This window comes from Bacillus haynesii, from assembly GCF_001969855.1.
GTDB classification, from domain to species: domain Bacteria; phylum Bacillota; class Bacilli; order Bacillales; family Bacillaceae; genus Bacillus; species Bacillus haynesii.
This window is the reverse complement of record NZ_MRBL01000003.1, coordinates 321,067-346,479: the sequence shown is the minus strand read 5'-3', so window position 1 is coordinate 346,479 and position 25,413 is coordinate 321,067. Positions and strand designations below refer to the sequence as shown.

The window sequence follows — 25,413 nt, the reverse complement described above, 5'->3', positions numbered from 1 at the left end:
GGTTCTCTTTTTATTTTAACAAACATAGAAAAAAATTCCCCTCAAAACGAGGGGAATTTTTTTAAAGAACAATCGCCGCGATCCAGCCGAACAAAATCAGCGGAATATTATAGAAGATGAATGTCGGAACACAGGTGTCCCAAATGTGGTGGTGCTGTCCGTCTGCATTTAAGCCGGATGTCGGGCCAAGCGTACTGTCGCTCGCAGGTGAACCGGCGTCTCCGAGAGCCGCCGCCGTCCCGATAATGGCGATTGTCGCCATCGGGCTGAAGCCAAGCTGCATGCAAAGCGGAACAAATATCGTTGCGATAATCGGAATCGTCGCAAATGATGAACCGATCCCCATTGTGATCAATAAGCCGACAACCAGCATCAGCAATGCGCCGATCACCTGATTATTGCTGATGAAACCTGTTGACGCTTCAACAAGCGCTTTGACATCGCCCGTTTTTTCAAGCACATTGGCAAAACCGGCTGCGGCCAGCATCACAAATCCGATAAACGCCATCATGTTCATGCCGTTCGTGATCAATTCGTCCGCTTCGCCGCGTTTCATCGCTCCGCTTAAAAACAAGACCGCCAAACCGCTGAGCGCGCCGAAGATCATTCCGTCGACATCCAAACTCTGAGACAAATAAAGCTGTACGCTTAATGAGACAGCGATGGCCAAAACGGCAATCGAAAGGCTTTTCTTCGTATAGGCCGCCGATTTTTGACCGGCGATTTCCTTCATTTCGTACGTGCGCGGTTTGCGGTACACAAAAGCAGCAACAGCCAAACCGGCCATCATTCCCGCGATCGGGATGATCATGGCGATTGGAATATCAGCCAATGTGACCGAAAGACCGGCGTCTTTCATATTATCTTTCAAAATCCCCTGGAAAATCTGGCCGAAGCCGACGGGAAGCAGAACATACGGAGCTGTCAATCCGAATGTCATCGCACACGCAATCAGACGGCGATCCACTTGCAGCTCATTCAAAATTTTCAATAAAGGCGGAATTAAAACAGGAATAAATGCGATATGAACCGGAACGACATTTTGAGACATACAAGAAATGATTAAAATCACGAAGACGATCAGCGCTTTTGAAAGGGTTTTGCGCCTTGTATCGCCTTCTTTGCCGATCAGCTTGACAGCAGCTTCAACCATGGCATCCGGAAGACCCGTTTTCGTTAAAGCGACCGCAAATGCACCAAGGAGCGCGTAGCTGACGGCGACGGTTGCGTTGCCTCCTAGTCCTTCCGTAAATACGTTGACCGTCTGGCCGAGACCGAGCCCGCCCGTCAGACCGCCGGCAAGAGCGCCCACAATCAAGGCAAGAACAACATTGACCCGCAGCAGGCTTAATATAAGCATGACAATAACAGCAATCACAACTGCATTCATATTTGAAACCTCCGAACAAACACTTTAGTTTGCTAATGTAGTAGATAATTAAAGTAATGAACGTATATTACCACATGTTTTGTGAATGCGTCAATGAAACATCTGCGTTTTCTCCATAAAAAAATCCCCTTCTAGCAAAGGGGATGAAAGCCTACAAATTTCCCGAAAACCGCTCGACAAACGTGACAAGCGTTCTCACCATCACGCCCGTTCCGCCTTTCGGTCCAAAGCATGAGCTTTGAGCTGTCGTTGCCGTTCCGGCGATGTCAAGGTGAACCCATGGCGTCTGCTCGGCGAATTCGCCGAGGAACGTTCCGGCCATAATCGCATGGCCTTCCCTGCCCGGCGAGTTGTTAAGATCGGCCATTTGGCTGTTTTTCACTCTTTTTTTATCTTTTTCTGTAATCGGAAGCTGCCAAATCGCTTCTCCCGCTTCTTCAGCCGCCTGTCTCACCTGCTGATAAAGCGGATCAAGATTTGTCATCGCTCCCGTCGTTTCCGTTCCCAGAGCTACGACAACACCTCCGGTCAGTGTCGCGACATCGATCAACACGGAAGCTCCGTGGTGCTTCGCATATGTCAGTCCGTCAGCGAGGGCCAATCTTCCTTCGGCGTCTGTATTCAAGATCTCAATCGTCTTGCCGCTCAAGGAAACGATGACGTCGTCCGGCTTCATTGCGCTTCCCGAAATCATGTTATCAGTCGACGGGATCACGGCAAGCACGTTTTGTTCCGGTCTCAATTCGCCGATCGCTTCCATCGCTCCCAAAACGCTGGCGGCTCCGCCCATATCGGACTTCATGCCGACAATCCCGCTCTTCGTCTTAATCGAATAGCCGCCGGTATCAAACGTGATCCCTTTGCCGACTAAACCGATGACATCATCCCATGTTTCTTTTCCCTGATATTTTAAGACGATCATTTTCGGCGGCTCTTCTGATCCTTGGTTGACCGCGAGGAGACCGCCCATCCCGAGCTCTTCCATTTCAGCCTTTTCAAGAATTTCACATTCAAATTCGTATTTTGCTGCCAATTCAGCGGCGTATGATGCGAGATCCGCCGCTGTCAGCATGTTTCCCGGCATGTTTACGAGGGTTCTCGCCGAATTCGTCGCATTTCCGTACACCTGCCCGACGTGCAGACTCGCCTGAATTTCCTTCAGGTCATGGTCTGTCAAAACATAGACGCTTTGCAGACATTGATCAGGCACATTTGATCTGTGCTTGTAATCCTGCACTTCATAGCATGACAGCATGCACGATTCAGCCAATGCATGTGCGGCGTCAGCGGCTGGGACCTCTTCAGATACGAAGCTGTCGAGCATGACGGTTAACTCCTGCTTTCGATCTTTGTGAATCAGCTGAACAGCTTCGGCAAAGCACTGCTTCGCATCCTCGAAGGTAAATTCCGCTTCACGGCCCAATCCGACGATATAAATGCGTTTGACTCCCTGAAGGGAAGGGGTAAATATTTTAGACACTTTCGCTTTTTTGGAAGATACATCCCCGTCTTTCAGCAGCTGAGAAAGCTGGCCGTCTAAAAGGCGGTCGATTTCTTCCGCCTTCCCGTACAGCCGGCTTTTTTTAAACAGTCCGATTAAAAGCGTTTCTTTTTTTTCGAAATCTTTAAAGGCATAAAACATGCGTTCACAGCTCCTTATCAGCAAAGTGAGTAAAATTGAAACAACAATGTTATAATAGGAAAAACATTTTTTCCCGATGGGGTTTCATATTATATATTTTAGCAAATAACTGCGTGCTTTTCTGAATTCATCTCTATTTTCTTTATAGAAAGGATGTTCTGCAAAATGGAAATCCTCACAAATTTTCCTTTGCTGGCGAGCTTTGCCGCGATCTTTTTCGCTCAGTTTATCAAGGTTCCCATTTACTTTGTCGTCTCGAAAAAATGGGATTGGCGGCTCATCACAAGCACGGGCGGAATGCCGAGTTCACACTCAGCAGCCGTTACTGCGCTCTCAACCGGTGTAGCTCTTGATCACGGGATGGATTCTTCTTTGTTCGCCGTTTCCGCAATATTTGCCGTTATTACGATGTTTGATGCAACCGGTGTGAGAAGACATGCCGGAGAACAAGCAACAGTGATCAACCGGCTTGTCCGCGATTTTAACCGCTTTGTCAACGAAGCGAAGGATTTCCCTAAAAGCCATCAGGAAGAAAAACAGAAGAAGCTGAAGGAACTGCTCGGCCATCAGCCGATTGAAGTGTTTTTCGGCGGTTTGACCGGCATTGCCCTGACGCTGCTTCTCGATTATTTATTAATGTAAAGCAAAAAAACGTTTAAGACCTGTGCGTCTTAAACGTTTTTTCTTATTCTTTCGCCATTTTATATTTTTGTCTGAATACTTGCATCGATTTATTTTCATTCAGCTTCAGGAGATCCTTTTCGGTAATGGTGCCGTTTCCTTTTTTAATGACATAAACATCAAGTGTTTTTTTGCCCCATTCTTTATAAACATCCTCAACCGTCTCATAGTACAAATCGAGCCTGTTCCCTTTAATGGCTGATCCGGTATCCGCAACAACGCCATAGCCGTAGTCCGGTATGAACAATATCGTGCCGATCGGAAAGACCGACGGGTCGGCTGCAACGGTAGAATATAAATCTCTTTTTACTTTGACTCCCGAATATGTAATCCCGTAATCGGGATGATGTGGCTGTTTTCCCGTCGATTCAGCTCCTGCTGTATATCCGGTCGCGGTGACTTTTTGCTTCGGATACCTGCTCCAGTCAAATGCATCTTCAAGCGATTTCGGTTTGTTTTTAATCTGTTCTGCGGCAGACAGAGACGTCTTTTCCACTTTTTCTTCCGGAAGTGATTTAAAGGTGAGCATCAGCTGTTTCAAGGACAGATCGCGTTCTTTTGCCCAGCTTGATATATCCTGTGCTTCCACACCTGAAACGGCAAAGAAGGTCGTCATAAAGGCAAGGACAAACAAAACTGTCATCAAGAAACGCCGGAACATTGTCATCACTTTTCTCAATTCTTCCACTCCTCTCACCATCTAGTTGTTTCCAAGTAGAAAAAGAAATATTCAGATGGCAGAAAAGTTTTAAGAAAAGTGAAAAAATTAAACTCAAAAAACCCTCTCCCTTGAAGAAGAAGGCTTAAAACATTTGATATCCCCTTTTTCGCAACGCTTTGATCGTAACACCCGACAACAGGGCTCCGGCCATTCCGCTGGCTAAAATGATGATATCGGCAGCAGCCAAAGAAGCCACTCTGTCAAAAAGGCCGGAAAATGCCTCTCCCGGCGCCTCTACATAGCGAATCAGCTTTTCTTTATTCACAATGAAAAGGCATACAATTGGATAAATGACAGCCATGATCCATGACATCCTGAGCAGCATATTCAGCAGAAAACCAATGCCGAAAAACAGGACGAAAAATAAGACAACTGAAATGATGACAACTGGTAAACTAATCAAAGCCTCCACCCCCAATTCACCTCTTTTAGTGTACATTGGGGAAGGAACTTGAGTCAATCATTGGAAAGCTGTGATCAGCGGTCTTTTCCTGTTCCCTTGCAGTTGCTGCACGTTTCCGAACCGCCGAGCAGAAGCTGAAAATAGCCTTTTCCTGAACAGAATGTACAAGTTGATTCAAGGCGATGGGTTGACGTAGTCTTCATCAGATACACACCTTTTTCTTAATTTTCTGATAATATATCATGAACACTGTCAATGATAAAGTCAGAAAATATAACAGATCATTTGATGTAAGCGCTTAAAAGCGAAGCTTTCTTCCTTTTTCTTTCGTTTTTGAAGTTTTAAGCCCGAATAAAAAGCCCGCAGCTTCCGCTGCAGGCTTTGGTTCGGATTAGAAAAATTTAAACTTGCCTTTTTTCAGAACAAGTCCCGGCCCGCCGATCATGAACAGCGAGCGGTTGTCGATGATTTTTTTCATCATGGATGCCGTCGTTCCTGTCATCTTTCTGCCGAATGCGACGCCGATTGCATCATGTTCGCCGAGAGAAGCGACAGAGCCTTTATTATCGAATGAGAACGTTTCCGTTTCTTTACCGTGAATCAGTGCGGCCAGATTGTTTGCGCACGTTTCGCCCTGCTGCATGGAAATCTGCGCAGTCGGCGGATAAGGCCTTTCGGTTTCTTCATTTATGATCAGTGAGCAGTCTCCGATAACAAATATATCATCATGGCCTTCAACGCGCAGATCAGGTTTTACCTTCACACGGCCGCGCATGTTTTCAAAGCCGGATTCTTCAATGATCGGGTTGCCGCGGACACCTGCGGCCCATACGACAGTGCCTGCTTTTATTTCTTCGTTCTGATCGTCTTTTCCGACGATGATTCCGTCAGGCGTGCATTCTTTTACGGCCGTGCCGATTTTGAATTCAACGCCTTTTCCTTCGAGGTAGTTGACCGCATAATCGACAAGCTCCGGTTCAAAGCCCGGCAGAACAGACGGCGCGGCTTCCACGCATATTAAACGAACCTGCTGGCGGTCGATATCGTATTCGCGGCACAGCTCAGGAATGCGGTTGCCCAGTTCACCCAAAAATTCAATGCCGGTAAAACCAGCTCCCCCGACAACGATCGTCAGGCGTTCCGGGCGCTTCTCGGCTTCTGTGTTATACGTCGCAAACTGATATTCAATGTGCTCGCGAAGCTGCCGGGACGAATTAATGTTTGAAATAGAGAAAGCATGCTCTTTCAATCCCGAAATTCCGAAAGTTTCAGGGACGGACCCCAGCGCCACGACAAGATAGTCGTAACTAAGCTCGCCGGTTTCAAGGACGACTTTCTTTCCTTCTTTATCGATTTTCTTTACCGTATCCTGAACGAAATTGACACGGGATGTATTGATAACGTCTTTAATCTGATAGCGGCATCTGTCATGATGAAGCGTACCTGCGCTCGCCTCGTGCATCCAGGTTGTCTCATAATGGTAATTGTGCTTGTTGACAAGCGTAATATCCGCTTCATTGATGCCGATTTTTTTAACAAGTCTCGTAACGGTCATTAAACCACCATAACCTGCACCTAATACTACTACTTTTGGCTTATTCAACGGAATCACATCCACCTTTTCTGTATTTTACTGCTAAGCCGGATTAAAAATAGCCTTTGGGTTATCTTCTGCCGGCTTCCGGCTTTTTATGAAAAAAAGTTTGTGAAACCCTTCACTTTAGTTTGCCGAGCAACGGAATGTTCTTCGGCTGTGCGACGAAAAATATTCACGAATCGTTAACAAATTGTTCACAACTACATCATAGCCGCTTGCATTTGCTTTTTCAAGGTTAAATATGCTTGGACGGTATTATTTTCCGCTCCTAAAAAAACAGGCGCGCTCGTATTTATTTTATGTGATATGATATAATTAAGAACAATTTTCATTTAGGGGGCATTATTTTCATGCGTGAAGACTCAAAAGTATATGACATCACAATTATCGGGGGCGGCCCTGTCGGCTTGTTTACCGCATTTTACGGCGGAATGCGGCAAGCGAGCGTCAAAATGATCGAAAGCCTGCCGCAGCTCGGCGGTCAGCTGTCCGCTTTGTATCCCGAAAAATACATATACGATGTAGCCGGGTTCCCTAAAATCCGCGCTCAGGAGCTCGTCGACAATTTAAAAGAGCAAATGGCGAAATTTGATCAGACCGTTTGTCTGGAACAAGCCGTCGAAAGCGTTGAAAAACAAGCAGACGGTATTTTCAAGCTCGTTACCAACAAAGAAATCCACTATTCTAAAACGGTGATTATCACAGCCGGAAACGGAGCATTCCAGCCGAGAAAGCTCGAGCTTGAATCTGCGGCTCAATACGAGAATGAAAACCTTCATTACTTTATAGATGATCTGAATCAATTTGCGGGCAAACGCGTTGCGGTATTGGGCGGCGGCGACTCCGCCGTCGACTGGGCGCTCATGCTGGAACCGATCGCAAAAGAGGTGTCAATTATTCATCGCCGCGATAAATTCCGCGCTCACGAGCACAGTGTCGAAAACCTGCACAATTCTAAAGTCAATGTATTGACACCGTTTGTTCCGACCGAGCTGATCGGCGGCGAGCGAATTGAACAGATCGTCATCGAGGAAGTGAAAGGCGAGAGAAAAGAAATCATCGATGTCGACGACGTGATCGTCAACTTCGGCTTTGTTTCATCTCTCGGACCAATCAAAAACTGGGGGCTTGAAATCGAGAAAAATTCGATCGTCGTCAAGTCCACAATGGAAACGAACATCGAGGGATTCTATGCAGCCGGCGATATCTGCACATACGAAGGGAAAGTCAAGCTGATTGCGAGCGGATTTGGAGAAGCGCCGACCGCTGTCAACAATGCAAAAGCTTACATGGATCCTAAAGCGCGCGTGCAGCCGCTGCACTCTACTAGCATGTTTGAAAACAAATAAAAATGAAAAGGAGCCTGACACCGGCTCCTTTTCATTATATGATATTCAAATATGAGAAAATCGTTCCCAAAATCAGCACAATTGTTAAGATGCCGACCACTCCCGCCGCAGTCAAGACAATCCGGTCCGTAATTTTCTGTGCTTTTGGAAGCGGTTTTTCGCATCCGCATGCCTCACAGACTTTTGAATCGTATGGCGTAAGCCCGCCGCAGCTTCTGCAGTTGATTTTTTCCATGGTTGAACCCCTTTTCTTTACTGGGCTTGGACTCTAAATAAACCTGTCCAGTATAGAATAACAAATTGACGAATAGAATGTCTTAAGATTCACAAAATATTCTTAAATGAACTCCAAAAACCCTTGTTAGGAAGTGACGATATGTCTTACTACAACAATCGCAATCAAGAGCCTCTGCCAAAGGAAGATATCAGTACGTGGGAATGTACGGCTGAGGACTGCAACGGATGGATGAGAAAAAATTTCACGAGCAGCGATCGCCCTCTATGCCCGCTGTGCAACCAGGAAATGGAAAGCGGAAGCCGCTATATCACCTCGATCACCAACAACACGAGCAATCTCAACCGCATCTTTAACCAGAAATAAACACGATTGTTCCGGAAGCCCCGTTGCAAAAACCTTGCTCAACACTTGAGCGGGGTGGCTGCATTGCTTCCGTGCGGCTTTTCCCGAGCGAAGCGGAAAACAGATGATGTTAAATCTTTTACCAAAAGAATCTCATCCCGAATCGGAATGCCGTTATCAGCAGCAAAGGGAATTTCAGGCTTTATTTTTCTTGCTTTTTCAACTGCGTTTACATACAACATAGCCAAAGTATAGCCCCTCTTTTGATCAAACATAAACGCCCGCATATTATCGTTCGTCGTGATTAGTTTAATCGATTTACACTGTTTTCGCTTTGAAACACATTCCACTTCTTTTAAAAAGAGTGAGCCGATCCCTTTGTATTTAGCAATACTGTCCAAGGAAACAACTTCACATTCGTTTCCAGCGATGAAGTACGTAATCAGGCCTTTGATGATCGCCTTTTTCATCTGTTACAGCGAATCCTTCCAATTCATCGCAGCGGAATGTTCCGTGTGAATTGACCATGTCCGGACTTCCCCAATGTGTATGAAAAAATGCGGTAACGTCCGCTTTTGACAAGCTGAGCGTTGATACGAGTTTCATTTCTTTTCACCCAGACCATAATAAAACGCCTTTTCGTCACGATGAAGCATCGAGATGAAAGGCGTTTTTCTCATTCCATATCGTTGACCTGATGCAGGTATGTCAGCACTCTTCAGGCTTTCCTGCATTCACTGCGGTTCTGAATGATGATCCGCAGCCGCATGAAGCGATGGCGTTTGGATTATCGATGGTGAAGCCTCCGCCCATCATCGATTGTTTAAAATCAATGACCGTACCGTTCATGATATCCAGGCTTTCTTGGTCTACAAGCACTGTAATTCCATGCTGGACGAATTCATTGTCGTCTTCGTTTTTTTCGTGTTCAAAACCCATGCCGTATGACAGGCCGCTGCATCCGCCGCCTTTTACTCCGATTCTCAAGAATGCGTTCTCCTCTTCATGCTCTTTCATCATATCCTTGATATGAAGAGCAGCCGCTTCCGTGACCGTAACCGTTTTTTCGCTCATAACATTACACCTCCTGAAAACTCATGTGTACCTTATCTTTATTATAAAGTCGTACGTCCGATTTCTCAAACGGACCGACTCATGATATAAAAAACTCGCCTTCACATACCGTTTCAGCGGGTCCCGTCATCATGACGCGTCCGTCGTTTTTCCAATGAATGATCAAATCGCCTCCGGCGAGATGGACGGTAATGTCCGTGTCCCGTTTGGAATAGCCGTTGAGTATTGAACTCACTGCGGCTGCGCAGGCGCCTGTACCACATGCCTGGGTAATTCCTGAACCCCTTTCCCATACGCGGAAATGGAGTTCTTTCTCGTTTTCGACTTCAACAAATTCTACATTAACCCCTTCCGGAAACCTTTCATCTTTTTCAATGAGCGGTCCCATCGTCGTCAGCGGGGCTTTTTCAATATCGTCTAAATAAAAGACGATGTGGGGATTGCCCATGGATACAGCGGTACCTTTCATTTCACGGCCGCCGAATATCATCTTTTCATTGATCGTCTGCGAACCCTGTTCACCCCGCATCGGCATATCTGATTTGAGAAGGCGCGGTTCGCCCATATCGACTGTAGCCGATACAACTTTTCCTTCTTTCACCTCGACCTCTGCCTTTACCAAGCCCGAAAGGGTTTCAATTAAAAAGGATGTTTCCTTCACCAGTTTATGTTCATACGCGTATTTTGCAACGCAGCGCAAACCGTTTCCGCAGTTTTTGCCTTCAGATCCGTCGCTGTTGAAAATCCTCATTTTAACCGGCGCTCGCTCTGAAGGACAGATGAGAATCATTCCGTCTGAACCGATTCCGGTGTAAACGGAAGATACTTTGACGGCCAAATCTGACAACAGCTCCTCAGGGAGATGTTCTTCAAACTGATTGACGTATATATAGCTGTTTCCTAAGCCGTGCATTTTAGTAAAACGAAAAGAATTCATAGCCGCCTCCACATTTTTTTACTTTCTTCTAGTATAAAAGCTGAAAGGGATGGATACAATATGGCTATCCCCCGTTTTTCATACATAAAAGCTCCCTGCGTTTCATTTGCAGGGAGCTTTTATCATGTTATCCGATAAACATACCGGCGATCGCCGCGCTTGTAAGGTTGGCCAATGTTCCGGCAGCAACGGCTTTCAAGCCGAGACGGGCGATATCGGAACGGCGGCTCGGCGCCATTCCTCCCAATCCTCCGAGCAAAATCGCCACAGAAGACAGGTTTGCGAAACCGCACAGCGCAAAGCTGATAATCGAAGCGGTTTTGACGGAAAGCTGATCAAACATCGGAGCAAAATTGGAATAAGCGACAAATTCATTCAGCACGAGCTTTTGACCGATAAAGCTACCGGCCTGGACCGCTTCATCCCATGGCACGCCGATGACAAAGGCAAGCGGTGCAAATACATAGCCGAGAATGTATTCGAGTGAAAGGTCTTTAAAGCCGAACCATCCGCCGATTCCTCCAAGAATTCCGTTTAAAACGGCAATCAACGCAACAAATGCAAGCAGCATCGCGCCGACATTCAAAGCAAGAGAGAGACCCGTTGATGCCCCTTTTGCCGCGGCATCGATGACATTTGCTGCGTCTTCGTCATCAGCCATTTGAATATCTTTTTCTTCAATTTTCGGTTTTTCCGTTTCGGGAATAAGCATTTTTGCCATAATCAAGCCCGCAGGTGCAGCCATAAAGCTCGCTGCAAGCAAATATTCGAGAGGAACCCCGAGAAGAGCGTAACCGAACAAAACAGAACCGGCCACTGATGCGAGTCCGCCTGTCATAACGGCAAACAGCTCCGATTTTGTTAAGTTGGCGATAAACGGCTTAATCACAAGCGGCGCCTCAGTTTGTCCAACGAAGATATTGGCGGCTGCGGAAAGAGATTCCGTTTTGCTTGTTCCGAGCAGTTTTGCCAATCCGCCTCCGATAAAGCGGATGATGATTTGCATGATGCCTAAGTGGTAAAGAACCGCAATCAGCGATGAAAAGAAGATGATAACAGGAAGAACGCTTAAAGCAAAGGCAGCGCTGTCGCCTACTTGTAAGAGAGGCCCGAAGAGAAAGCTGATCCCTTCATTCGCATAATTGACAAGATGCTGAACGGCTTTCGTAAACGATAGAAACACTTCCCGTCCCATTTCCCATTTCAAAACGATGAATCCGAACAGGAGCTGAATCGCCAAACCGATTAAAATCGTTCTTATGTTAATTTTGCGTTTATGCTCAGAAAGCAGGAAAGCAATCGCGAAAATCGCCAGAATACCAAGAAGTCCCCATAAAATGTTCATGACCACACCTCTTATTATTTTTTAAACTTTAATTAAGATAACAATTAATGATTGGCCTGTCCACAAAAATTTTTACGAATTTTTTCTCTTTTTATGTAAACCCTTTCAAATAAAGACTTCACATGAAAAAACGAGATCACCAAGATGACCCCGTTTTTAAATGAGTTCATTTTCATCAATGAACTTGTATATATTTTCGACTAATTCAGCCGGATTATTCGCTGTCACCATTTCTCCGTTTACAAGAGCATACATGGTCTGCATGCATTGTCCGCAGTAACTCAGGCATCCGTATTCGACAACGTCCAAATTCGGATCTTTTTCCAATATTTCTTTTGCTTCCTGAGAACCTTGGGCAAGATTGCTGACGCAAAACTCAACGATTGGAAACACTTTTTTTCACCTCACATCGCTTTTTTATCGTACCCTATTTACGTTTCAATAGTCAAAAGTTTAAGGCTGGCGAATAAAGCTTTTGTAACATATTAATACTTTAAAGAGTTTTACTAATTATCAATTCGAGGCGGATATGTAGGTTATTTTCCCGAGAAATATTGTGATTTTACATCAAATTAGATATAATTCTAGAGGGTATTTACATAGTTTTTTATTTTTGCAGTGTAAAAGGTGAGTTTCTTAATCTGAGGGGAAAAGGGGAATTACCAATGAGAAATTTAGTCTTGCTCGGCGGCGGGTACGGAAATATGCGCATCATTCATCGTTTGTTGCCTAATCAGCTGCCAGATGATGTGATGATCACTTTAATCGACAGAAACCCTTACCATTGTTTGAAAACGGAGTACTACGCACTGGCTGCGGGGACGATTTCCGATCATCATATCAGAGTGTCCTTCCCGGATCACCCGAAGTTAAAGATTGAATACGGGACGATTTCGTCTGTTGATTTGGAAGGGAAGAAGGTTTTGTTTCATGACAGAGAGCCGATATCTTATGATGACACCGTCATCGGACTCGGCTGTGAAGATAAATATCACAATGTTCCCGGGGCGCCTGAACATACCTACAGCATTCAGACAATCGATCAATCACGCAGCACGTACCAGGCGCTCAACAACTTAAATGCGGAAGCCACCGTTGCGATCGTCGGGGCAGGACTGAGCGGCGTTGAGCTTGCGAGCGAGCTGAGGGAAAGCCGAAAGGATTTGAACATCATCCTTTTTGACCGGGGAGAATTAATTTTATCGAGCTTCCCGAAGCGTTTGAGCAAATATGTTCAAAGCTGGTTTGAAGAGCACGGCGTCAAGATTATCAACTGCGCCAATATTACAAAGGTGGAAGAAGGCATCGTCTACAATCATGACGACCCGATTCACGCCGATGCCATCGTCTGGACAGCGGGGATACAGCCGAATCAAGTCGTTCGGGATCTCGATGTGGAAAAAGATCCGCAAGGGCGTGTCGTCCTGACGCCGCACCATAACCTGCCGGGAGACGAACACGTTTATGTTGTCGGCGACTGTGCAAGCCTGCCTCACGCGCCGAGCGCACAGCTGGCTGAAGCCCAGGCGGAACAAATCGTCCAAGTGCTTGAACTGCGCTGGAAAGGCGAACCTCTTCCTGAAACGATGCCAAAATTCAAGCTGAAAGGCGTCCTCGGTTCACTCGGCAAAAAAGCCGGGTTCGGTTTAGTTGCCGAACGACCGTTGATCGGCAGAGTGCCTCGCTTGCTGAAATCCGGCTTGCTTTGGATGTATAAGCATCATAACGGGTAGAGTTTCGCGAATGTTCATGAAACCCTGATATAAGTTTTTTCCATATTAAGTTTTAAAAAAACTGCATCATTTCGAAAAGTAACGTTTTTCCGTTAGGCAGTTGTTAGTTTTTTTCACTCTCAAAAAAGCAGGCATTAAGCCTGCTTTTTTATGTTAACCGTTTTGTAGCATGTGCTTTTCCCTAGCCTGAGAACAGAGTAACAATTCATGAATATTTGGATTTGTTTCTTGTTCCTGTGCAATCTTCCAAGAGGAGATGAACAACATGAGAGACGAAAACCTAAAAGATCGTGGATCAATCAAATGGTCAGCCATGATGCTGCCGGAGCATGTGCAGAAAACCATTCACATACCCATAATTTAATGAGGCTAATATAAATGAAATAAAGGTAGAAACACTATCATGATTCCAGCGTTAAATTCACTTGAAAATTATAAGGAAGTCACGTCTACTACTTGATATTGGCGAAGAGTCTTTTTAATTTTCACTTCTCCTTGTTGTCCTTGTTGTTTTTGCTTATTCATTTCTTTATGTTCTTCAACATGGTCTTCTCTTGTTACCCATGTTTTAAAGTGATCTTTACTTTCCCACTTTGTAACAAATACATATTCAACACGATCCTTATTTTCTTTCAACCAGCAATCAACGGATACTAACCCTGGTGTGTTGAATGTTTCATTCATTGTTTTCTGAAGTTTTGCGATGATTTTATGTTCATTTGTTTTATCACCTTCAAAACAAGCTTGACTGATAAACATAAGCAAATTCACTCCTATTGTTTAAATTTGAGAATAAAATGAGGTACTAAGTCAATACCTTACTGAATAATTATCTTATTAAATAAGATATTAACTATTTGAAATTTATCACAAATAAAAACCTTCGTCAATGAAAATAATTCTCATTAACGAAGGTTTTTATCAAATCCTCCAAATCATTAGGCGTACAACCAAACTACGTTAATATATCATCTAATTTATAGAATATATTAATAATCTTTTGGATATCCTCCTGTTCAATGCCATCAAAGAGTTGAACAAACATTTTAGTTCTCTGTTTTATAATTTGGTCAACGATATTTTTTCCTTCTTTTGTGAGAGATAATTTGATCACTCGTCTATCGGTTTCTGACCTAGTACGAGTAATCAAATTATGTTTTAAAAGGGCATCGGTAAGAACCGTCCCGCCTCCTGAAGTAATACCTAAATAAGAAGTAATATCGGAAACCGTAGAAGTTTCTTTTTTAGAAAGATACATCAGAACCAATATATGACCGTCAGAAAGCTTGTATTTGGTCTTAGGAAAGAATTCATTCTGTTTTTTTAATTTCCGAAAAACGGTTTCAAATACCTCCTGAAATTCATCTAATTTATTTTTTTTATCTTGATTATTGTTTATATCACGTTTCATTTTTATGCTCCTTACGATTAACCATCTACATAAGAATTATGACACTTTTTATACCCGATGAATAGACTTTGTTTACTGCTCGAATGATCAAAAAAGAAAAAAGCTTAAACCTATTTTTACTCAATTGGTTTACACTTTTTCTTCTGATAAGCCTTATTATATGAAATGTTTTTAACATATATAAAAAATGATGAAGATCCTTAAAATTAGGTTTATATGTGCAATTTCAACGCTGATCGACTTTGTGTTAGCGTTCGGTTTAAGGAAACTCACGTAACAGCGATTTTGGTCATGTGCATGATAGACCACCTCATTTTCAGGGATAATAATGTGCTGCGCTTCTTTATGGTCCGCAAAATAATGGGCTGACGCGTAACGTTTATCAACGATACATGTGCCATTGAAATAATTCCGCTCATTCAGTGCGGACGCGCCAGGAGCAGCCGTCCAGTGCATGACAATCCCTTTCACTCCTGCCAACTTCAGCCCTGGTCGGGTATATTGATTGACTTTTACAAAATTTTTCACGACTTTAACCATTTGAACCCCTCCTATTTTGTTTTAAATAAAAAAGGCTGCCAGCCGGCAACCTCATTTTGTTAATCCCTTTTGTTTCAAAGCCTCTTTTTGCAGCTTTCCTTTGCCAGTGTCATAGTTGTTTTTAAACCAAGCGACCACAGACGTACAAAGAGTCGGCCAGCGTATTGACCTGGTCCTCGCTGATAGGCAAAGCTGACTTTCCAAACATGATCAATGTCTGGTTTATCAATGCAATAAAAAGAAGCACCGTCTGGACGACCGTGCCTTTGAATCTAAGTTTTTCATTTGTTTTCCTCGATCTTGTTCAGTTTTCCATTGATAGAGATAATCTGCTGATCATGACGTTCAAAAATGGAGATTCCACGGCTGATAGAGGGGCCCCTTTTCTTAAAATATGAGGTGAAATCCATTATTCGGTGAAGGGATCGCTTAACGGGGCGCTCTCTCGCCTTCATGAGAGAATGCCCCTTATTTTTGGCTTTTTATTTCCGCCAAAAAGTTGAACAGTCCGCCTTATCCGCAATATTAAACTCAATCATTTTCTGAAGTAATGAAAAATCAACCGGACGATCCCAGCGGAAACGGACAAGCTGCTTCGTATGATCATAGCCGGCCTGCACGATTTCTTCAGTAAACCGATCAATTCCTGCACTTTCGGGGGCAACAGCCAGGTGATTTTTCGCTACGCTAAAGCCGATAATAAATGTGCCGTGATCGGTAAACATAGGCTGATTCCAGGCGATTTTCGGCGTTAAATTTGGAAATGTCTCCGCTACCCAACCCAACACTTCTTCCATCCGGGCCCGATGTTCCGGATGATCAATTCCCGCTAAATATTCTTCAAAAACTTCCATGTTGCCCCCTCCTAAATAAAAATGATTTCATGCTAAATTGTGCTGTTTGAATGATATGATTTTCCTCTGCATCCTGTCTAAAGCATGCCTCACATTGGCGTTAAGACTATTATAAGGATTTATAGAATGACAAGCACCATAAATCGAGCAGATTTTTCAAAAGACTTCAACCAAAAAAGCTCCCCCTTCGCCGGTGAGCACCATCCCTGTCATTTGTTTCACATTTTTAATCTTCGCAAGCGATTTGCAGGGACACCGGTTGTACTTTTTTTCATAAAAAAAAGCGCCACTGGCGGCGCTTTTTGAGAGCTTGTCCGGTGACAAGCAAGGTTATGCGGTGTTTTGTCAGGCGGCTGGCGATTTTCCGTCAAAACTGTCGAGAAAGATCGCTCTGCCCGCCATCAGCTGAGCCGGCTTATCGTCAAGAAAAATGGCGCGACCGGCAAACTCGGCATTTCCCTTCGGCTGAGACGTAAAACTTAAAACGACAAGGCTGGCAAAGACGGCAGTCAACGCAACGGTGATCATCTTTTTCACTTTAACTCCTCCGTTCTTTTCAGAATTTGGTCTCTTGCATGATGAGACTCTTCAAAATATTCGGCAGCTTTGTCTGCGTCTCCATTTTCTTTATAGTAAAGTGCGATATCAAATGTTAATTCCGCTACATCTGTCCAGAGATTGATCGTTTTAAGATATTCTAAAGCATGTTCAACCGTAATTGGATCCTGTTCATCATACAGAGCATGAATAAGTTTAAATTTCGACAAATATTCCCTTTCTCCTGCTTTTTCCGCACGGAAAAATCCTTTTTCATACAATTTGCGGGCTTCTTTGACAAGATTTGATTTGTACAGCACATGTGTCAATTCGAACATGGAGTGAATGCCGTAAACCGATTCTTCATGCTCTTTGATAAGCAGCGCTTCTTTGAAATGATGTTCGGCCAAGGTGAGGAGATTACGATTGACATAGCTCAATCCTAAGTTGTGGTGAGCCATGCCGAGGAGAACATGATGCTTGATCAGTGCCGCGTCTTTAAGAGCTTGCTTGTAATGCTGTTCGGCTTCATCAAAACGAAATAAATCGAGTTTATTTGCTCCGATCAGCATATCGTTGCTGATCGCTTTTTGAATGTAATCATCATGTGCTTTGAAGGTTTTTAGAGCTGTTTTCGCATGGTTTAAGGAGAGGAAATTTTGTTTGATTTGGTAGTAGGCGATAGCCAGTTTGTAATGAAATTCGGCGATTTCGATTTGATCGGGGATTGTCCTGAGCTTTTCCTCGGCTAATTTATAATAATTGATTGCATTTGTATAATCCTTCCTATGAAATTCGTACATGCCTGCGAAAAAGAAATAATAGTATTCGATCATGTCATCTGTGCTTTGCATATCTGCTTTTTGCTCCTGAATATCCTCGAACAGTTTGTTGGAAGCGGCAAACTCCTCTGTCAACAGCTTGTGCCGATAGTCTAAAAGATTAAAATAAAGAAGCAGATCTTGATTCTCTTCCATATTCGGTAGCCGGTGCTCAATGTCGTATTTAATCGAGACCGCTTGTGCTACTTCGTGACGCTTGATCATGACATACCATTGATTAAGCATTCCTGCGACTTCCTCATACGCAATTTTTGTCTTCAATCGTTTATCCTTCCTTTCTTCCCATCTCATTTCCTTTTTATGGGTTGTTTTTCATTTTACAGAATCGCTTATTTTTTGACAATCACTTTTCTAAATATTGGCATAATTTCCTAAGATAACTCAAAATTCTGACATTAATCGTAACAATCTTCTGTATTTATGCAAATCTCTCAGGAAGTATTTTCGTTTGACATCGTTTTTGGCGACATTTTATAATTATATATGTAAATATCAACATGTTTTTATTTACAATAAACAAATAAGGAGCGGTTCATATGAATCAAGATGTCAAAGAGTTTGTAGGAAGCCATATGATCTATACGTATGAAAACGGATGGGAATATGAAATCTACATTAAAAATGACCATACCATCGATTACCGCATTCACAGCGGAATGGTTGGGGGACGCTGGGTTCGCGATCAAAAAACCGATATCGTCAAGCTGACTGAAGGCGTCTATAAAGTATCATGGACAGAACCGACAGGGACTGACGTTTCCTTGAACTTCATGCCGAATGAAAAGCGGATGCACGGCATCATCTTCTTCCCTAAATGGGTTCATGAACGCCCTGATATCACAGTCTGCTATCAAAATGACCACATCGACTTAATGGAGGAATCGCGCGAAAAATATGAGACGTATCCAAAATATGTCGTACCGGAATTCGCCGACATCACATTCATTGAAAATGCCGGAATCGATAATGAAGATCTGATTTCAAAAGCCCCTTATCCCGGAATGACGGATGACATCAGAGCCGGAAAACGAGTATAAGGGGAAAAAGGCTTTTCGTTAATGATATAATGACTGGACTTTTGTTAAGTCATGCAGCAGCGCCTTTATATCATCTTGCGATAAAGGCACAAGCATTTGGTCGTAAAGGGTGATGATCTGTCCGCCCTCGTCGTGCTCATGCTGCCTTAAATAGTGCTGCAAAGCCCTAAGCTGGTTTTCTTTCAGACTTGTCTGCGTTTGAAACTGCTTAATTTTCTTTAATGAAAAAACATTCATTTCGTCATCAAAATCGCCTGACATGATTTGTCCTTCAATACTGGACATGCTTGCTATCCCTCCTAATTGATGTTCCGGCTGGTAGTTAGTCTGTCCGGTTTAAGAAAAGTACAATCATAAAAAATAAAACAGCAAGGGGCATGTCTGTCCCTTGCTGTTTATCATGCAGGCTTATATCCTTGCTTTTCCATTTCTTTATACACGTCTTTCAGCTTCGGATTTCCTTCGCCGACCACTTGATCACCGACCATGACGAGCGGATAAAAATATTCGTCGTTCAGGATTTTTTCGGTGATTTCCTGTTTTTCAGGATCATTTTCCGGCGGCTGATGGATATCAATGTACGTGATTGAGAAAGGCTGGTCGGGATATTTTCTTTTCAGGGCGGCTTCAAGCCACTCATACGTTTCTTTTGATGACGGAAGGTTCACACAGCTTGGACAAAGAACGTCGGCTCCGTAAACAAAAAGCTCGGCTTGTTTTTTCATCAGCGGCAGCTCCTTTCTCTTTATCTTTATTTTATTCTATTTTGTCCATCCGCTCCATATTGAAATGAAAATCGTTTTTTGTCTTTGCCGGCAAATATGATATAATATGTGGGAAATCGATTGAAACCAAACAATAGCTTTTTATTGTTCGACTGAATATAATGGTTGTATGATTTGAAAGGAGCGATACGAATGACGACAGAGGTCGAAATGAAAGAACAAGTACAGGAAGTGCTGGACAAACTTCGTCCGTTTTTACTCCGTGACGGCGGTGACTGTGAACTCGTCGATGTTGAAGACGGCATCGTTAAGCTTCGCCTGCTCGGCGCATGCGGAAGCTGCCCAAGTTCCACCATCACTCTTAAAGCTGGAATTGAGCGCGCCCTTTTAGAAGAAGTTCCGGGCGTCATTGAAGTAGAGCAAGTATTTTAATTTGAGAAGGCTGCCGTACATTACGGCAGCCTTTTCTTTTTTATAAATACGCTTCAAACCAGCCTGCAATATACTCAAGCCGCCTGATCCGCTGCTTCGGATGCCCGCTTCTTGATAAATCGTGTGTCGCATTCGGGAATCTGACGAGTTTTACTTCTTTCCCCATTTTTTTCAGCGCTGTAAACAGCTGTTCCGCCTGTTCGATCGGACACCTGTCGTCCCGTTCGCCATGCAGGATGAGAAGAGGGGTCTCCACCTTGTCCGCATATTTGAGCGGCGAATGCTCCCACAGTTTGCCGGGATTTTCAAAAAGGTCCGCACCGATCTGCCAGTCTGTGAAAAAATAGCCGATGTCGCTTACCCCGTAAAAACTGATCCAGTTGGAAATGGACCTCTGCGTCACCGCGGCCTTAAAGCGCTTCGTGTGGCCGACAGCCCAGTTTGTCATAAAGCCGCCGTAGCTTCCTCCTGTGATTCCGAGCCTTTCTTGATCGATGAAATCATATTGTTCAAGCACGTGGTCAACAGCAGTCATAACATCCTTAAAATCTCCCCCGCCGTAGTCGCCTCTCACCCGGTTGACAAAATCCTGTCCGTAGCCGTGGCTTCCCCGCGGATTGACATATACGACGGCGCTTCCCTTTGCGGCCAGCACTTGAAATTCGTGAAAATAAGCATTTGCATACATGGCGTGAGGACCGCCGTGCACTTCCAGAATGAGCGGATACGTGTTTCCTTTCTCATATTGGGCGGGCTTGATCAGCCACCCGTGAATTGTCAGACCGTCCGCTGTCTGAAATTGAAGCTCCTCCGGTTCCGATATGATATGTTCTTCCGTAAACGCCTGGTTGACATCTGTTAATCGCTCCGCTTTTTCTTCACCCAATGGGAGATGGTAAAGTTCGCTCGGCCGGACGGGCAGGGCGATGGATGCCGCAAAGCCTTTTTCATCCGGATGGAGGCTGAATCCATTCAGATGTTCTTTTTCCAACCGGACCGGATAAGCAAGACCTTCGATTGATATGTAGTAAATGCCTGTCGAACCTTGGTCAGATCCGATGACATAAAAGCCGTTTCCGTCTTTGGTCCAGGCCGGTTTCGGAAGAACGCCTCCGACAAGGCTGTCTCCTGCCACCGCATCGCCGAGATGGATGTCGAGCATTTCCGTCAGACACGTTAGTTTTCCTGTTTCGATATCATACAGCCATGCTTTATCAAGCGTGGCGTTTTGAAATTCCTTTTCGTTTCCGATAAATGCAAGGTGTTTGCCGTCAGGAGAAAACGCTAGTGAAGAAAAAATGCCGTTTTGGCCTGTGAGGCGCTTCAAATCACCTGTCGAAAGGTTCATCAAGTAGACATCGTTCACACGCATATCCGTCTGATTGGCGCAAAATGCAATCCTGCCTCCGCACGGTGAAAATGCGTGGCTGAAATGGTCGCGTTCAAGATCGGTCAGCTGTTTCATTTCCCCGGTTTCCACTTGTAAGAGGACAAGCTGCGTATACTTTCCCCTTTTAAACCCTTGGCCGTCTGCTTTAAATGACAAAGAATCGACTTCCACCGGTTCGTGATCTTCAATCTCCGTTTTCTTCTCATCGTCGACGCTTTCCTCTTTCGTCAGCCTCACCGAACAAAGCAATGACTTGCCGTCAGGCGACCATTCAGGCTGTGATACATCATAGGGAATATCGGTCACTTTTCTCGCTTCTCCCCCGGCGGCGCTTATCACGTAAATGTGTGTGGTTTCCTCGCGATTGGACGTAAATGCAAGGTATTTGCCATCGGGCGACCAGCGCGGATGCTGGTTTCTTCCTTTTCCAAACGTCCATTGCACTGACGCTTGTTTTTCTCGGTCGTAGATCATGATATGAGAATCATATGAGTCCTGTTTCTCGTTTACTTTTGTTTGGACGTAGGCGATTTTGGCACCGTCAGGCGAGTACTGGGGATCGGTAATGGATACAAGCTTGATGAGGTCTTTTTCGGTTATCAGCTGCTTCATGTTCGTTTCTCCTCCTCATGTCTGTTTGTCATACTACTTCGACTTCCTAAATAAAAATCCTTGTTTTGAAGGCAAACAAAAAAAGAGCCGAAAAAGCTCTTTTTTCGTTAAACACTGTTTACTGATTTTCTTTCAACGATAATGCCTGTATCCGGGACATGAAGGCATTCAACCTCACAGTGCGGAAACTTGGAAGCAAGCTGCTCTCTCAGCGCCTCTCCCTTTCCTTTTTCAATAAAGGAAAGGATTGTCGGCCCCGCTCCGCTTAAAGCCGTCCCGAACGCGCCGTTTTGCCCTGCTTCATGCTCCACTTTCGAAAGCTCAGGGACGAGCGCCCTTCGGTAAGGCTGGTGAAAGAGGTCTTTTTGCATCATGCGGCCGACAAGCTTCCAATCTTTCGCCATCAGTCCGGCGACGAGCATATTGCTGACCGCGCTTGCTTCCACTGCTTTCGGATAAGAAAGGCTTTCGGGAAGAACATCCCGCGCATCTTTTGTCAGCACTTCATAAAAAGGAATCACGACGACGACATCCAAATCGATGTCTTTCATAGAAACCATCTCTGTTTCATCTTCTTCATGAAGTCCGATGACAAGCCCGCCGAAAAGCGATGCTCCGGCATTGTCAGGATGGCCTTCTTCAAGGCTCGCAAAATGGAGTTTCTCACGGTCTGAGAGCTTCAAATCGGCAAGTTCGTTCGCCAGCTCAATCGCAGCGGCAATTGCGGCTGCGCTGCTGCCGAGACCGCGTGCCAGCGGAATATCGCTCCACACTTTGACAAGGCTTGGCGGAAGGTCTTTTCCGAAGTGTGCGGCGGTCCGTTTGGCCACCTGGTAAATTAAATTGTCCGTTCCTTCAGGTATTTCTGCTACGACTTCCGTTTCAGCTTCAAAACGCCACTCATCATGAGGAAAAACAGATAGTCTTAAATAGCGGGATAGCGCCATGCCGACTGAATCAAAGCCCGGGCCCAGATTGGCCGTACTTCCGGGAACCGTAACGGAAAACAGCATGTCAGCCTCAGTCATACACGAGCGGCTCCTTTTAAGTGTTCGAGAATAGCTTCTTCGTCTGTCGGCAGTGTGACAGGTTTGATCTGCGACACATCAACGGCTGTGTTCGGATCTTTCAGGCCGTTTCCGGTTAAGACGGCGACAACTTTCGCACCCGGCTGAATCTTTTTCGTTTGCAGCTGTTTCAGCACGCCGGCAATGGATGCGCACGATCCCGGTTCTGCAAATACGCCTTCTTCTCTTGCCAGGAGCTGATAAGCGTGCAGTATCTCTTCGTCTGACACTTCATCGATTTTTCCGTTCGATTCTTTTGCAGCATTAACCGCTTTATCCCAGCTTGCCGGATTTCCGATTCTGATCGCTGTCGCTATGGTTTCCGGCTTTTCAATTACTTTGTTTTTGACAATCGGGGCCGCGCCTTCCGCCTGAAAACCCCTCATCACTGGTAAGCCTGTGCCGTTTTTCTCATGATATTCTTTAAAGCCTTTCCAATAAGCCGTAATATTACCGGCATTCCCGACAGGAATCGCAAGGATGTCAGGCGCTTCGCCCAGCTGTTCACAAATTTCAAAGGAAGCGGTTTTCTGTCCTTCAATCCGGTATGGATTCACAGAGTTGACGAGCGCAATCGGCTCTTTCTCGCAAATGCTGCGGACCATTTTCAGGGCATCATCGAAATTTCCGTCGATCGCAATGATTTCGGCACCGTACATGACGGCTTGGGCCAATTTTCCGAAGGCGATTTTACCGTCTGGAATAATGACAATGCACTTCATGTTGGCGCGGGCCGCATAAGCCGCAGCAGCGGCCGACGTATTGCCGGTCGAAGCGCACATAATCGTGTCATTGCCTTCTTCTTTCGCCTTGGCGACCGCCATGACCATCCCGCGGTCTTTAAAGGAGCCTGTAGGGTTGACACCCTCCGTTTTGACATAAAGCTCAATTCCGAGTTTTTTCGAAAGGTTTTGCAGATAAATGAGCGGGGTATTTCCTTCGTTCAGCGTCAATTCCGGTGTTTTGTCGGTTACTGGCAAATATTCTTTATATTGATGGATGAGTCCTTTCCACATTAGCTCCAACCGTTCCCTTCTACTCGATAAGTGCTTTTCACCTGATGAACAACCTCAAGATCGTTCAGCTTTTGCAAAATGTCCGTAAAATCCTCTTCTGACGTATGATGTGTCACAATGACGATCTCAGCCAGGTCATCATGGCCTTTAATCGGAAGCTGCAGGATTTTTTCAAAGCTGACGCCTCTTTCTGAAAATATCGAAGTGATTTTTGAAAACGAACCGACCTGGTCTTTGACATGAATTCTTAAAAACTGCTGGGCAAAGATTTCAGACGGCGCCTTTATCTTCTTTTCAAACTGCGGATCGACAAAGCTGCTGCCGTTTACGCCGAGACGCATGTTTTTCATGACAGAGACCAAATCTGACACGACGGCGGTCGCAGTCGGCATACTTCCGGCGCCAGGTCCGTAAAACATCGTTTCCCCGACGGCTTCACCGTATACGTAAACCGCATTGAATTCATTATGGACGGAAGACAGCGGATGATGCTCCGGCAGCAATGTCGGCTGGACGCTCACTTCGACTTTTTGTCCGTCGCGCTGGGCGATGCCGATCAGCTTCATCGTATAGCCTAGCCGTTTGCTGAAATTGATGTCTTCATCAGACACCTGGGAAATGCCTTTTACTTTGACATCGGCAAGATCGACATTCATTGAGAAACCGAGCCTGGCTAAAATCGCCATTTTTCTCGCAGCATCAAGACCTTCAACATCAGCTGTCGGGTCCGCTTCGGCAAAGCCGAGCTCCTGCGCTTCTTTCAGCACCTCAGCATAAGGCGCGTTTTCTTTGTTCATCTTCGTTAAAATGAAGTTGGTCGTTCCATTGACGATTCCCATCATCTTCGTAATCCGGTCTGAAGCCAGCCCGTCTTCAAGGCTTCGCAAAATCGGAATCCCGCCGGCGACGCTCGCTTCAAAATAAAGGTCGCAGCCGTTTTCTTTCGCGGCAGCCGTCAGTTCCGATCCATAGAGGGCGATCAAATCTTTATTCGCTGTCACGACGTGTTTTTTCGCCTGAAGCGCATCAAGCAAATAGCGTCTCGTCTCCTCGATCCCCCCGATGACCTCGATGATGACATCTACTTCTGGATCTTGAATGACATCATAAGCTTCTGTCGTCAGAACGTCTTTGGAAAGCTCGACATCCCTCTTCTTATCTTTATCTTTAACAAGAACTTTTTGAATCGTAACCGGGCATCCGACTTGGTGTGTCAGCTTATCCTGGTGATCCTGAATAATCTTCACCACACCGCTCCCGACTGTTCCTAATCCTAGCAGCCCCACTCGTATCGCCTTCAATGAAATTCCACCTTTCTCTCTCTTGTCCGTCCTCTCTGAAAGGACATTTGTAAACACAACGCAGACATTTAAGTTACAAACATTATAATGGGGGATTCTTTTTTTGACAAGGTGACATTTGCTGAAAAACAAATCATGAAAACGCTTTAGTCATTGATATAATAAGATTCTATATATTCAGAAATATTTTTGTAAGA

Annotated in this window: 27 protein-coding genes and 4 pseudogenes; 6 read left to right on the top strand and 25 right to left on the bottom strand. The window is 44.9% G+C overall.

Annotated elements, in window-relative coordinates; all coding sequences use genetic code 11:
* Positions 1–61: 61 nt before the first annotated feature.
* Entirely contained in the window at positions 62–1,390 is a 1,329-nt protein-coding gene (locus tag BTA31_RS03825; RefSeq protein WP_076788937.1) for a Na+/H+ antiporter family protein, read from the bottom strand.
* 151 nt (positions 1,391–1,541) lie between these two features.
* Positions 1,542–3,032, bottom strand: coding sequence for a leucyl aminopeptidase (locus BTA31_RS03820; RefSeq protein WP_076788936.1), 1,491 nt, complete (start codon positions 3,030–3,032; stop codon positions 1,542–1,544).
* Positions 3,033–3,197: 165 nt separating this feature from the next.
* Here BTA31_RS03820 and BTA31_RS03815 point away from each other — a divergent pair, with 165 nt between their 5' ends.
* Positions 3,198–3,674: a divergent PAP2 family protein gene (locus BTA31_RS03815; protein WP_043927710.1), complete on the top strand. Its 477-nt coding sequence runs from the start codon at positions 3,198–3,200 to the stop codon at positions 3,672–3,674.
* A 43-nt stretch (positions 3,675–3,717) separates the two neighbouring features.
* Here the strand turns inward: BTA31_RS03815 and BTA31_RS03810 are convergent, their stop codons facing one another.
* The 4 genes from BTA31_RS03810 to BTA31_RS03800 all read right to left on the bottom strand — a co-directional run bounded on the left by BTA31_RS03810 (position 3,718) and on the right by BTA31_RS03800 (position 6,446).
* Positions 3,718–4,383 carry a 3D domain-containing protein gene (locus BTA31_RS03810; protein WP_275667464.1) on the bottom strand — a complete coding sequence of 222 codons (666 nt, stop codon included), beginning with the start codon at positions 4,381–4,383 and terminating at the stop codon, positions 3,718–3,720.
* Positions 4,384–4,516: 133 nt separating this feature from the next.
* The gene (locus tag BTA31_RS03805; protein WP_011198260.1) at positions 4,517–4,837 is read right to left on the bottom strand and encodes a YuiB family protein; all 321 of its coding nucleotides are present in this window, start codon (positions 4,835–4,837) and stop codon (positions 4,517–4,519) included.
* Between the two features lie 74 nt (positions 4,838–4,911).
* Positions 4,912–5,040 carry a YuiA family protein gene (locus tag BTA31_RS22830; RefSeq protein ID WP_003184925.1) on the bottom strand — a complete coding sequence of 43 codons (129 nt, stop codon included), beginning with the start codon at positions 5,038–5,040 and terminating at the stop codon, positions 4,912–4,914.
* Positions 5,041–5,228: 188 nt separating this feature from the next.
* Positions 5,229–6,446, bottom strand: coding sequence for an NAD(P)/FAD-dependent oxidoreductase (locus BTA31_RS03800; protein WP_162274284.1), 1,218 nt, complete (start codon positions 6,444–6,446; stop codon positions 5,229–5,231).
* A gap of 338 nt (positions 6,447–6,784) precedes the next feature.
* Between BTA31_RS03800 and yumC the strand changes: the two genes are divergently transcribed.
* On the top strand, positions 6,785–7,783 hold the full coding sequence (yumC, locus tag BTA31_RS03795; protein WP_076788935.1) for a ferredoxin--NADP reductase 2: 999 nt from the start codon (positions 6,785–6,787) through the stop codon (positions 7,781–7,783).
* A gap of 34 nt (positions 7,784–7,817) precedes the next feature.
* Here the strand turns inward: yumC and BTA31_RS03790 are convergent, their stop codons facing one another.
* The gene (locus tag BTA31_RS03790) at positions 7,818–8,018 is read right to left on the bottom strand and encodes a hypothetical protein (RefSeq protein ID WP_020452822.1); all 201 of its coding nucleotides are present in this window, start codon (positions 8,016–8,018) and stop codon (positions 7,818–7,820) included.
* A 141-nt stretch (positions 8,019–8,159) separates the two neighbouring features.
* Here BTA31_RS03790 and BTA31_RS03785 point away from each other — a divergent pair, with 141 nt between their 5' ends.
* Positions 8,160–8,384, top strand: coding sequence for a cold-shock protein (locus tag BTA31_RS03785; protein ID WP_043927713.1), 225 nt, complete (start codon positions 8,160–8,162; stop codon positions 8,382–8,384).
* A gap of 110 nt (positions 8,385–8,494) precedes the next feature.
* On the opposite strand, the pseudogene BTA31_RS03780 reads toward BTA31_RS03785, so the two are convergent.
* From BTA31_RS03780 to BTA31_RS03760, 5 genes and pseudogenes are all read right to left on the bottom strand, one after another.
* A pseudogene (locus BTA31_RS03780) lies at positions 8,495–8,969 on the bottom strand (GNAT family protein); the annotation flags it as partial.
* Positions 8,970–9,071: 102 nt separating this feature from the next.
* Positions 9,072–9,437, bottom strand: a complete 366-nt coding sequence (locus BTA31_RS03775; protein ID WP_020452825.1) for a HesB/IscA family protein — start codon at positions 9,435–9,437, stop codon at positions 9,072–9,074.
* A gap of 79 nt (positions 9,438–9,516) precedes the next feature.
* Positions 9,517–10,374: a diaminopimelate epimerase gene (gene dapF / locus BTA31_RS03770; protein ID WP_076788934.1), complete on the bottom strand. Its 858-nt coding sequence runs from the start codon at positions 10,372–10,374 to the stop codon at positions 9,517–9,519.
* A gap of 127 nt (positions 10,375–10,501) precedes the next feature.
* A complete protein-coding gene (locus tag BTA31_RS03765) occupies positions 10,502–11,719 on the bottom strand; it encodes a NupC/NupG family nucleoside CNT transporter (RefSeq protein ID WP_043927715.1) in 1,218 nt (405 codons plus the stop codon).
* A gap of 156 nt (positions 11,720–11,875) precedes the next feature.
* Positions 11,876–12,112: a YuzB family protein gene (locus BTA31_RS03760; RefSeq protein WP_003184941.1), complete on the bottom strand. Its 237-nt coding sequence runs from the start codon at positions 12,110–12,112 to the stop codon at positions 11,876–11,878.
* Positions 12,113–12,384: 272 nt separating this feature from the next.
* Here BTA31_RS03760 and BTA31_RS03755 point away from each other — a divergent pair, with 272 nt between their 5' ends.
* A complete protein-coding gene (locus BTA31_RS03755; RefSeq protein WP_076788933.1) occupies positions 12,385–13,452 on the top strand; it encodes an NAD(P)/FAD-dependent oxidoreductase in 1,068 nt (355 codons plus the stop codon).
* Between the two features lie 432 nt (positions 13,453–13,884).
* Here BTA31_RS03755 and BTA31_RS03750 read toward each other — a convergent pair whose 3' ends face one another.
* From BTA31_RS03750 to BTA31_RS03720, 7 genes and pseudogenes are all read right to left on the bottom strand, one after another.
* Positions 13,885–14,211 (bottom strand): antibiotic biosynthesis monooxygenase, encoded by a 327-nt coding sequence (locus BTA31_RS03750; RefSeq protein ID WP_076788932.1) that lies wholly within the window; start codon positions 14,209–14,211, stop codon positions 13,885–13,887.
* A gap of 196 nt (positions 14,212–14,407) precedes the next feature.
* Positions 14,408–14,863 carry a MarR family winged helix-turn-helix transcriptional regulator gene (locus tag BTA31_RS03745; RefSeq protein ID WP_076788931.1) on the bottom strand — a complete coding sequence of 152 codons (456 nt, stop codon included), beginning with the start codon at positions 14,861–14,863 and terminating at the stop codon, positions 14,408–14,410.
* 222 nt (positions 14,864–15,085) lie between these two features.
* Positions 15,086–15,403: pseudogene (locus BTA31_RS03740) on the bottom strand (N-acetylmuramoyl-L-alanine amidase); the annotation flags it as partial.
* 51 nt (positions 15,404–15,454) lie between these two features.
* Positions 15,455–15,688, bottom strand: a pseudogene (locus tag BTA31_RS03735) (phage holin).
* A gap of 197 nt (positions 15,689–15,885) precedes the next feature.
* Positions 15,886–16,257 carry an iron chaperone gene (locus tag BTA31_RS03730; RefSeq protein ID WP_076788930.1) on the bottom strand — a complete coding sequence of 124 codons (372 nt, stop codon included), beginning with the start codon at positions 16,255–16,257 and terminating at the stop codon, positions 15,886–15,888.
* Positions 16,258–16,602: 345 nt separating this feature from the next.
* Positions 16,603–16,785: a hypothetical protein gene (locus tag BTA31_RS03725; RefSeq protein WP_239693136.1), complete on the bottom strand. Its 183-nt coding sequence runs from the start codon at positions 16,783–16,785 to the stop codon at positions 16,603–16,605.
* Positions 16,786–16,790: 5 nt separating this feature from the next.
* Positions 16,791–17,897 carry a response regulator aspartate phosphatase gene (locus tag BTA31_RS03720; protein WP_076788928.1) on the bottom strand — a complete coding sequence of 369 codons (1,107 nt, stop codon included), beginning with the start codon at positions 17,895–17,897 and terminating at the stop codon, positions 16,791–16,793.
* Between the two features lie 275 nt (positions 17,898–18,172).
* On the opposite strand from BTA31_RS03720, the gene BTA31_RS03715 reads away from it, so the two are divergent.
* On the top strand, positions 18,173–18,673 hold the full coding sequence (locus BTA31_RS03715) for a phenolic acid decarboxylase (protein ID WP_035337626.1): 501 nt from the start codon (positions 18,173–18,175) through the stop codon (positions 18,671–18,673).
* Between the two features lie 18 nt (positions 18,674–18,691).
* Here BTA31_RS03715 and BTA31_RS03710 read toward each other — a convergent pair whose 3' ends face one another.
* Complete coding sequence (locus BTA31_RS03710) at positions 18,692–18,958, bottom strand: hypothetical protein (RefSeq protein ID WP_076788927.1); 267 nt, start codon at positions 18,956–18,958, stop codon at positions 18,692–18,694.
* Positions 18,959–19,071: 113 nt separating this feature from the next.
* On the bottom strand, positions 19,072–19,398 hold the full coding sequence (locus tag BTA31_RS03705; protein ID WP_043928599.1) for a YuzD family protein: 327 nt from the start codon (positions 19,396–19,398) through the stop codon (positions 19,072–19,074).
* Between the two features lie 133 nt (positions 19,399–19,531).
* Between BTA31_RS03705 and BTA31_RS03700 the strand changes: the two are divergent.
* Positions 19,532–19,830: pseudogene (locus BTA31_RS03700) on the top strand (NifU family protein).
* Positions 19,831–19,870: 40 nt separating this feature from the next.
* On the opposite strand, the gene BTA31_RS03695 reads toward BTA31_RS03700, so the two are convergent.
* The 4 genes from BTA31_RS03695 to BTA31_RS03680 form a co-directional block, all read right to left on the bottom strand.
* Positions 19,871–21,832: a S9 family peptidase gene (locus BTA31_RS03695; protein WP_076788926.1), complete on the bottom strand. Its 1,962-nt coding sequence runs from the start codon at positions 21,830–21,832 to the stop codon at positions 19,871–19,873.
* A 107-nt stretch (positions 21,833–21,939) separates the two neighbouring features.
* On the bottom strand, positions 21,940–22,860 hold the full coding sequence (thrB, locus tag BTA31_RS03690) for a homoserine kinase (RefSeq protein ID WP_076788925.1): 921 nt from the start codon (positions 22,858–22,860) through the stop codon (positions 21,940–21,942).
* The gene (gene thrC / locus BTA31_RS03685; protein ID WP_076788924.1) at positions 22,857–23,915 is read right to left on the bottom strand and encodes a threonine synthase; all 1,059 of its coding nucleotides are present in this window, start codon (positions 23,913–23,915) and stop codon (positions 22,857–22,859) included. The genes thrB and thrC overlap by 4 nt, the downstream gene beginning before the upstream one ends.
* Complete coding sequence (locus BTA31_RS03680; RefSeq protein WP_043928603.1) at positions 23,915–25,216, bottom strand: homoserine dehydrogenase; 1,302 nt, start codon at positions 25,214–25,216, stop codon at positions 23,915–23,917. Before BTA31_RS03680 ends, thrC begins: the two co-directional genes overlap by 1 nt.
* Positions 25,217–25,413 lie beyond the last annotated feature (197 nt).

Coding starts and splice junctions, on each gene's coding strand:
- BTA31_RS03825 (WP_076788937.1), bottom strand. CDS start 1,390: ATGAATGCAGTTGTGATTGCTGTTATTGTCATGCTTATATTAAGCCTG.
- BTA31_RS03820 (WP_076788936.1), bottom strand. CDS start 3,032: ATGTTTTATGCCTTTAAAGATTTCGAAAAAAAAGAAACGCTTTTAATC.
- BTA31_RS03815 (WP_043927710.1), top strand. CDS start 3,198: ATGGAAATCCTCACAAATTTTCCTTTGCTGGCGAGCTTTGCCGCGATC.
- BTA31_RS22830 (WP_003184925.1), bottom strand. CDS start 5,040: ATGAAGACTACGTCAACCCATCGCCTTGAATCAACTTGTACATTCTGT.
- yumC (WP_076788935.1), top strand. CDS start 6,785: ATGCGTGAAGACTCAAAAGTATATGACATCACAATTATCGGGGGCGGC.
- BTA31_RS03790 (WP_020452822.1), bottom strand. CDS start 8,018: ATGGAAAAAATCAACTGCAGAAGCTGCGGCGGGCTTACGCCATACGAT.
- BTA31_RS03785 (WP_043927713.1), top strand. CDS start 8,160: ATGTCTTACTACAACAATCGCAATCAAGAGCCTCTGCCAAAGGAAGAT.
- BTA31_RS03775 (WP_020452825.1), bottom strand. CDS start 9,437: ATGAGCGAAAAAACGGTTACGGTCACGGAAGCGGCTGCTCTTCATATC.
- dapF (WP_076788934.1), bottom strand. CDS start 10,374: ATGAATTCTTTTCGTTTTACTAAAATGCACGGCTTAGGAAACAGCTAT.
- BTA31_RS03765 (WP_043927715.1), bottom strand. CDS start 11,719: ATGAACATTTTATGGGGACTTCTTGGTATTCTGGCGATTTTCGCGATT.
- BTA31_RS03755 (WP_076788933.1), top strand. CDS start 12,385: ATGAGAAATTTAGTCTTGCTCGGCGGCGGGTACGGAAATATGCGCATC.
- BTA31_RS03750 (WP_076788932.1), bottom strand. CDS start 14,211: ATGTTTATCAGTCAAGCTTGTTTTGAAGGTGATAAAACAAATGAACAT.
- BTA31_RS03745 (WP_076788931.1), bottom strand. CDS start 14,863: ATGAAACGTGATATAAACAATAATCAAGATAAAAAAAATAAATTAGAT.
- BTA31_RS03730 (WP_076788930.1), bottom strand. CDS start 16,257: ATGGAAGTTTTTGAAGAATATTTAGCGGGAATTGATCATCCGGAACAT.
- BTA31_RS03725 (WP_239693136.1), bottom strand. CDS start 16,785: ATGATCACCGTTGCGTTGACTGCCGTCTTTGCCAGCCTTGTCGTTTTA.
- BTA31_RS03715 (WP_035337626.1), top strand. CDS start 18,173: ATGAATCAAGATGTCAAAGAGTTTGTAGGAAGCCATATGATCTATACG.
- BTA31_RS03710 (WP_076788927.1), bottom strand. CDS start 18,958: ATGTCCAGTATTGAAGGACAAATCATGTCAGGCGATTTTGATGACGAA.
- BTA31_RS03705 (WP_043928599.1), bottom strand. CDS start 19,398: ATGAAAAAACAAGCCGAGCTTTTTGTTTACGGAGCCGACGTTCTTTGT.
- BTA31_RS03695 (WP_076788926.1), bottom strand. CDS start 21,832: ATGAAGCAGCTGATAACCGAAAAAGACCTCATCAAGCTTGTATCCATT.
- thrB (WP_076788925.1), bottom strand. CDS start 22,860: ATGACTGAGGCTGACATGCTGTTTTCCGTTACGGTTCCCGGAAGTACG.
- thrC (WP_076788924.1), bottom strand. CDS start 23,915: ATGTGGAAAGGACTCATCCATCAATATAAAGAATATTTGCCAGTAACC.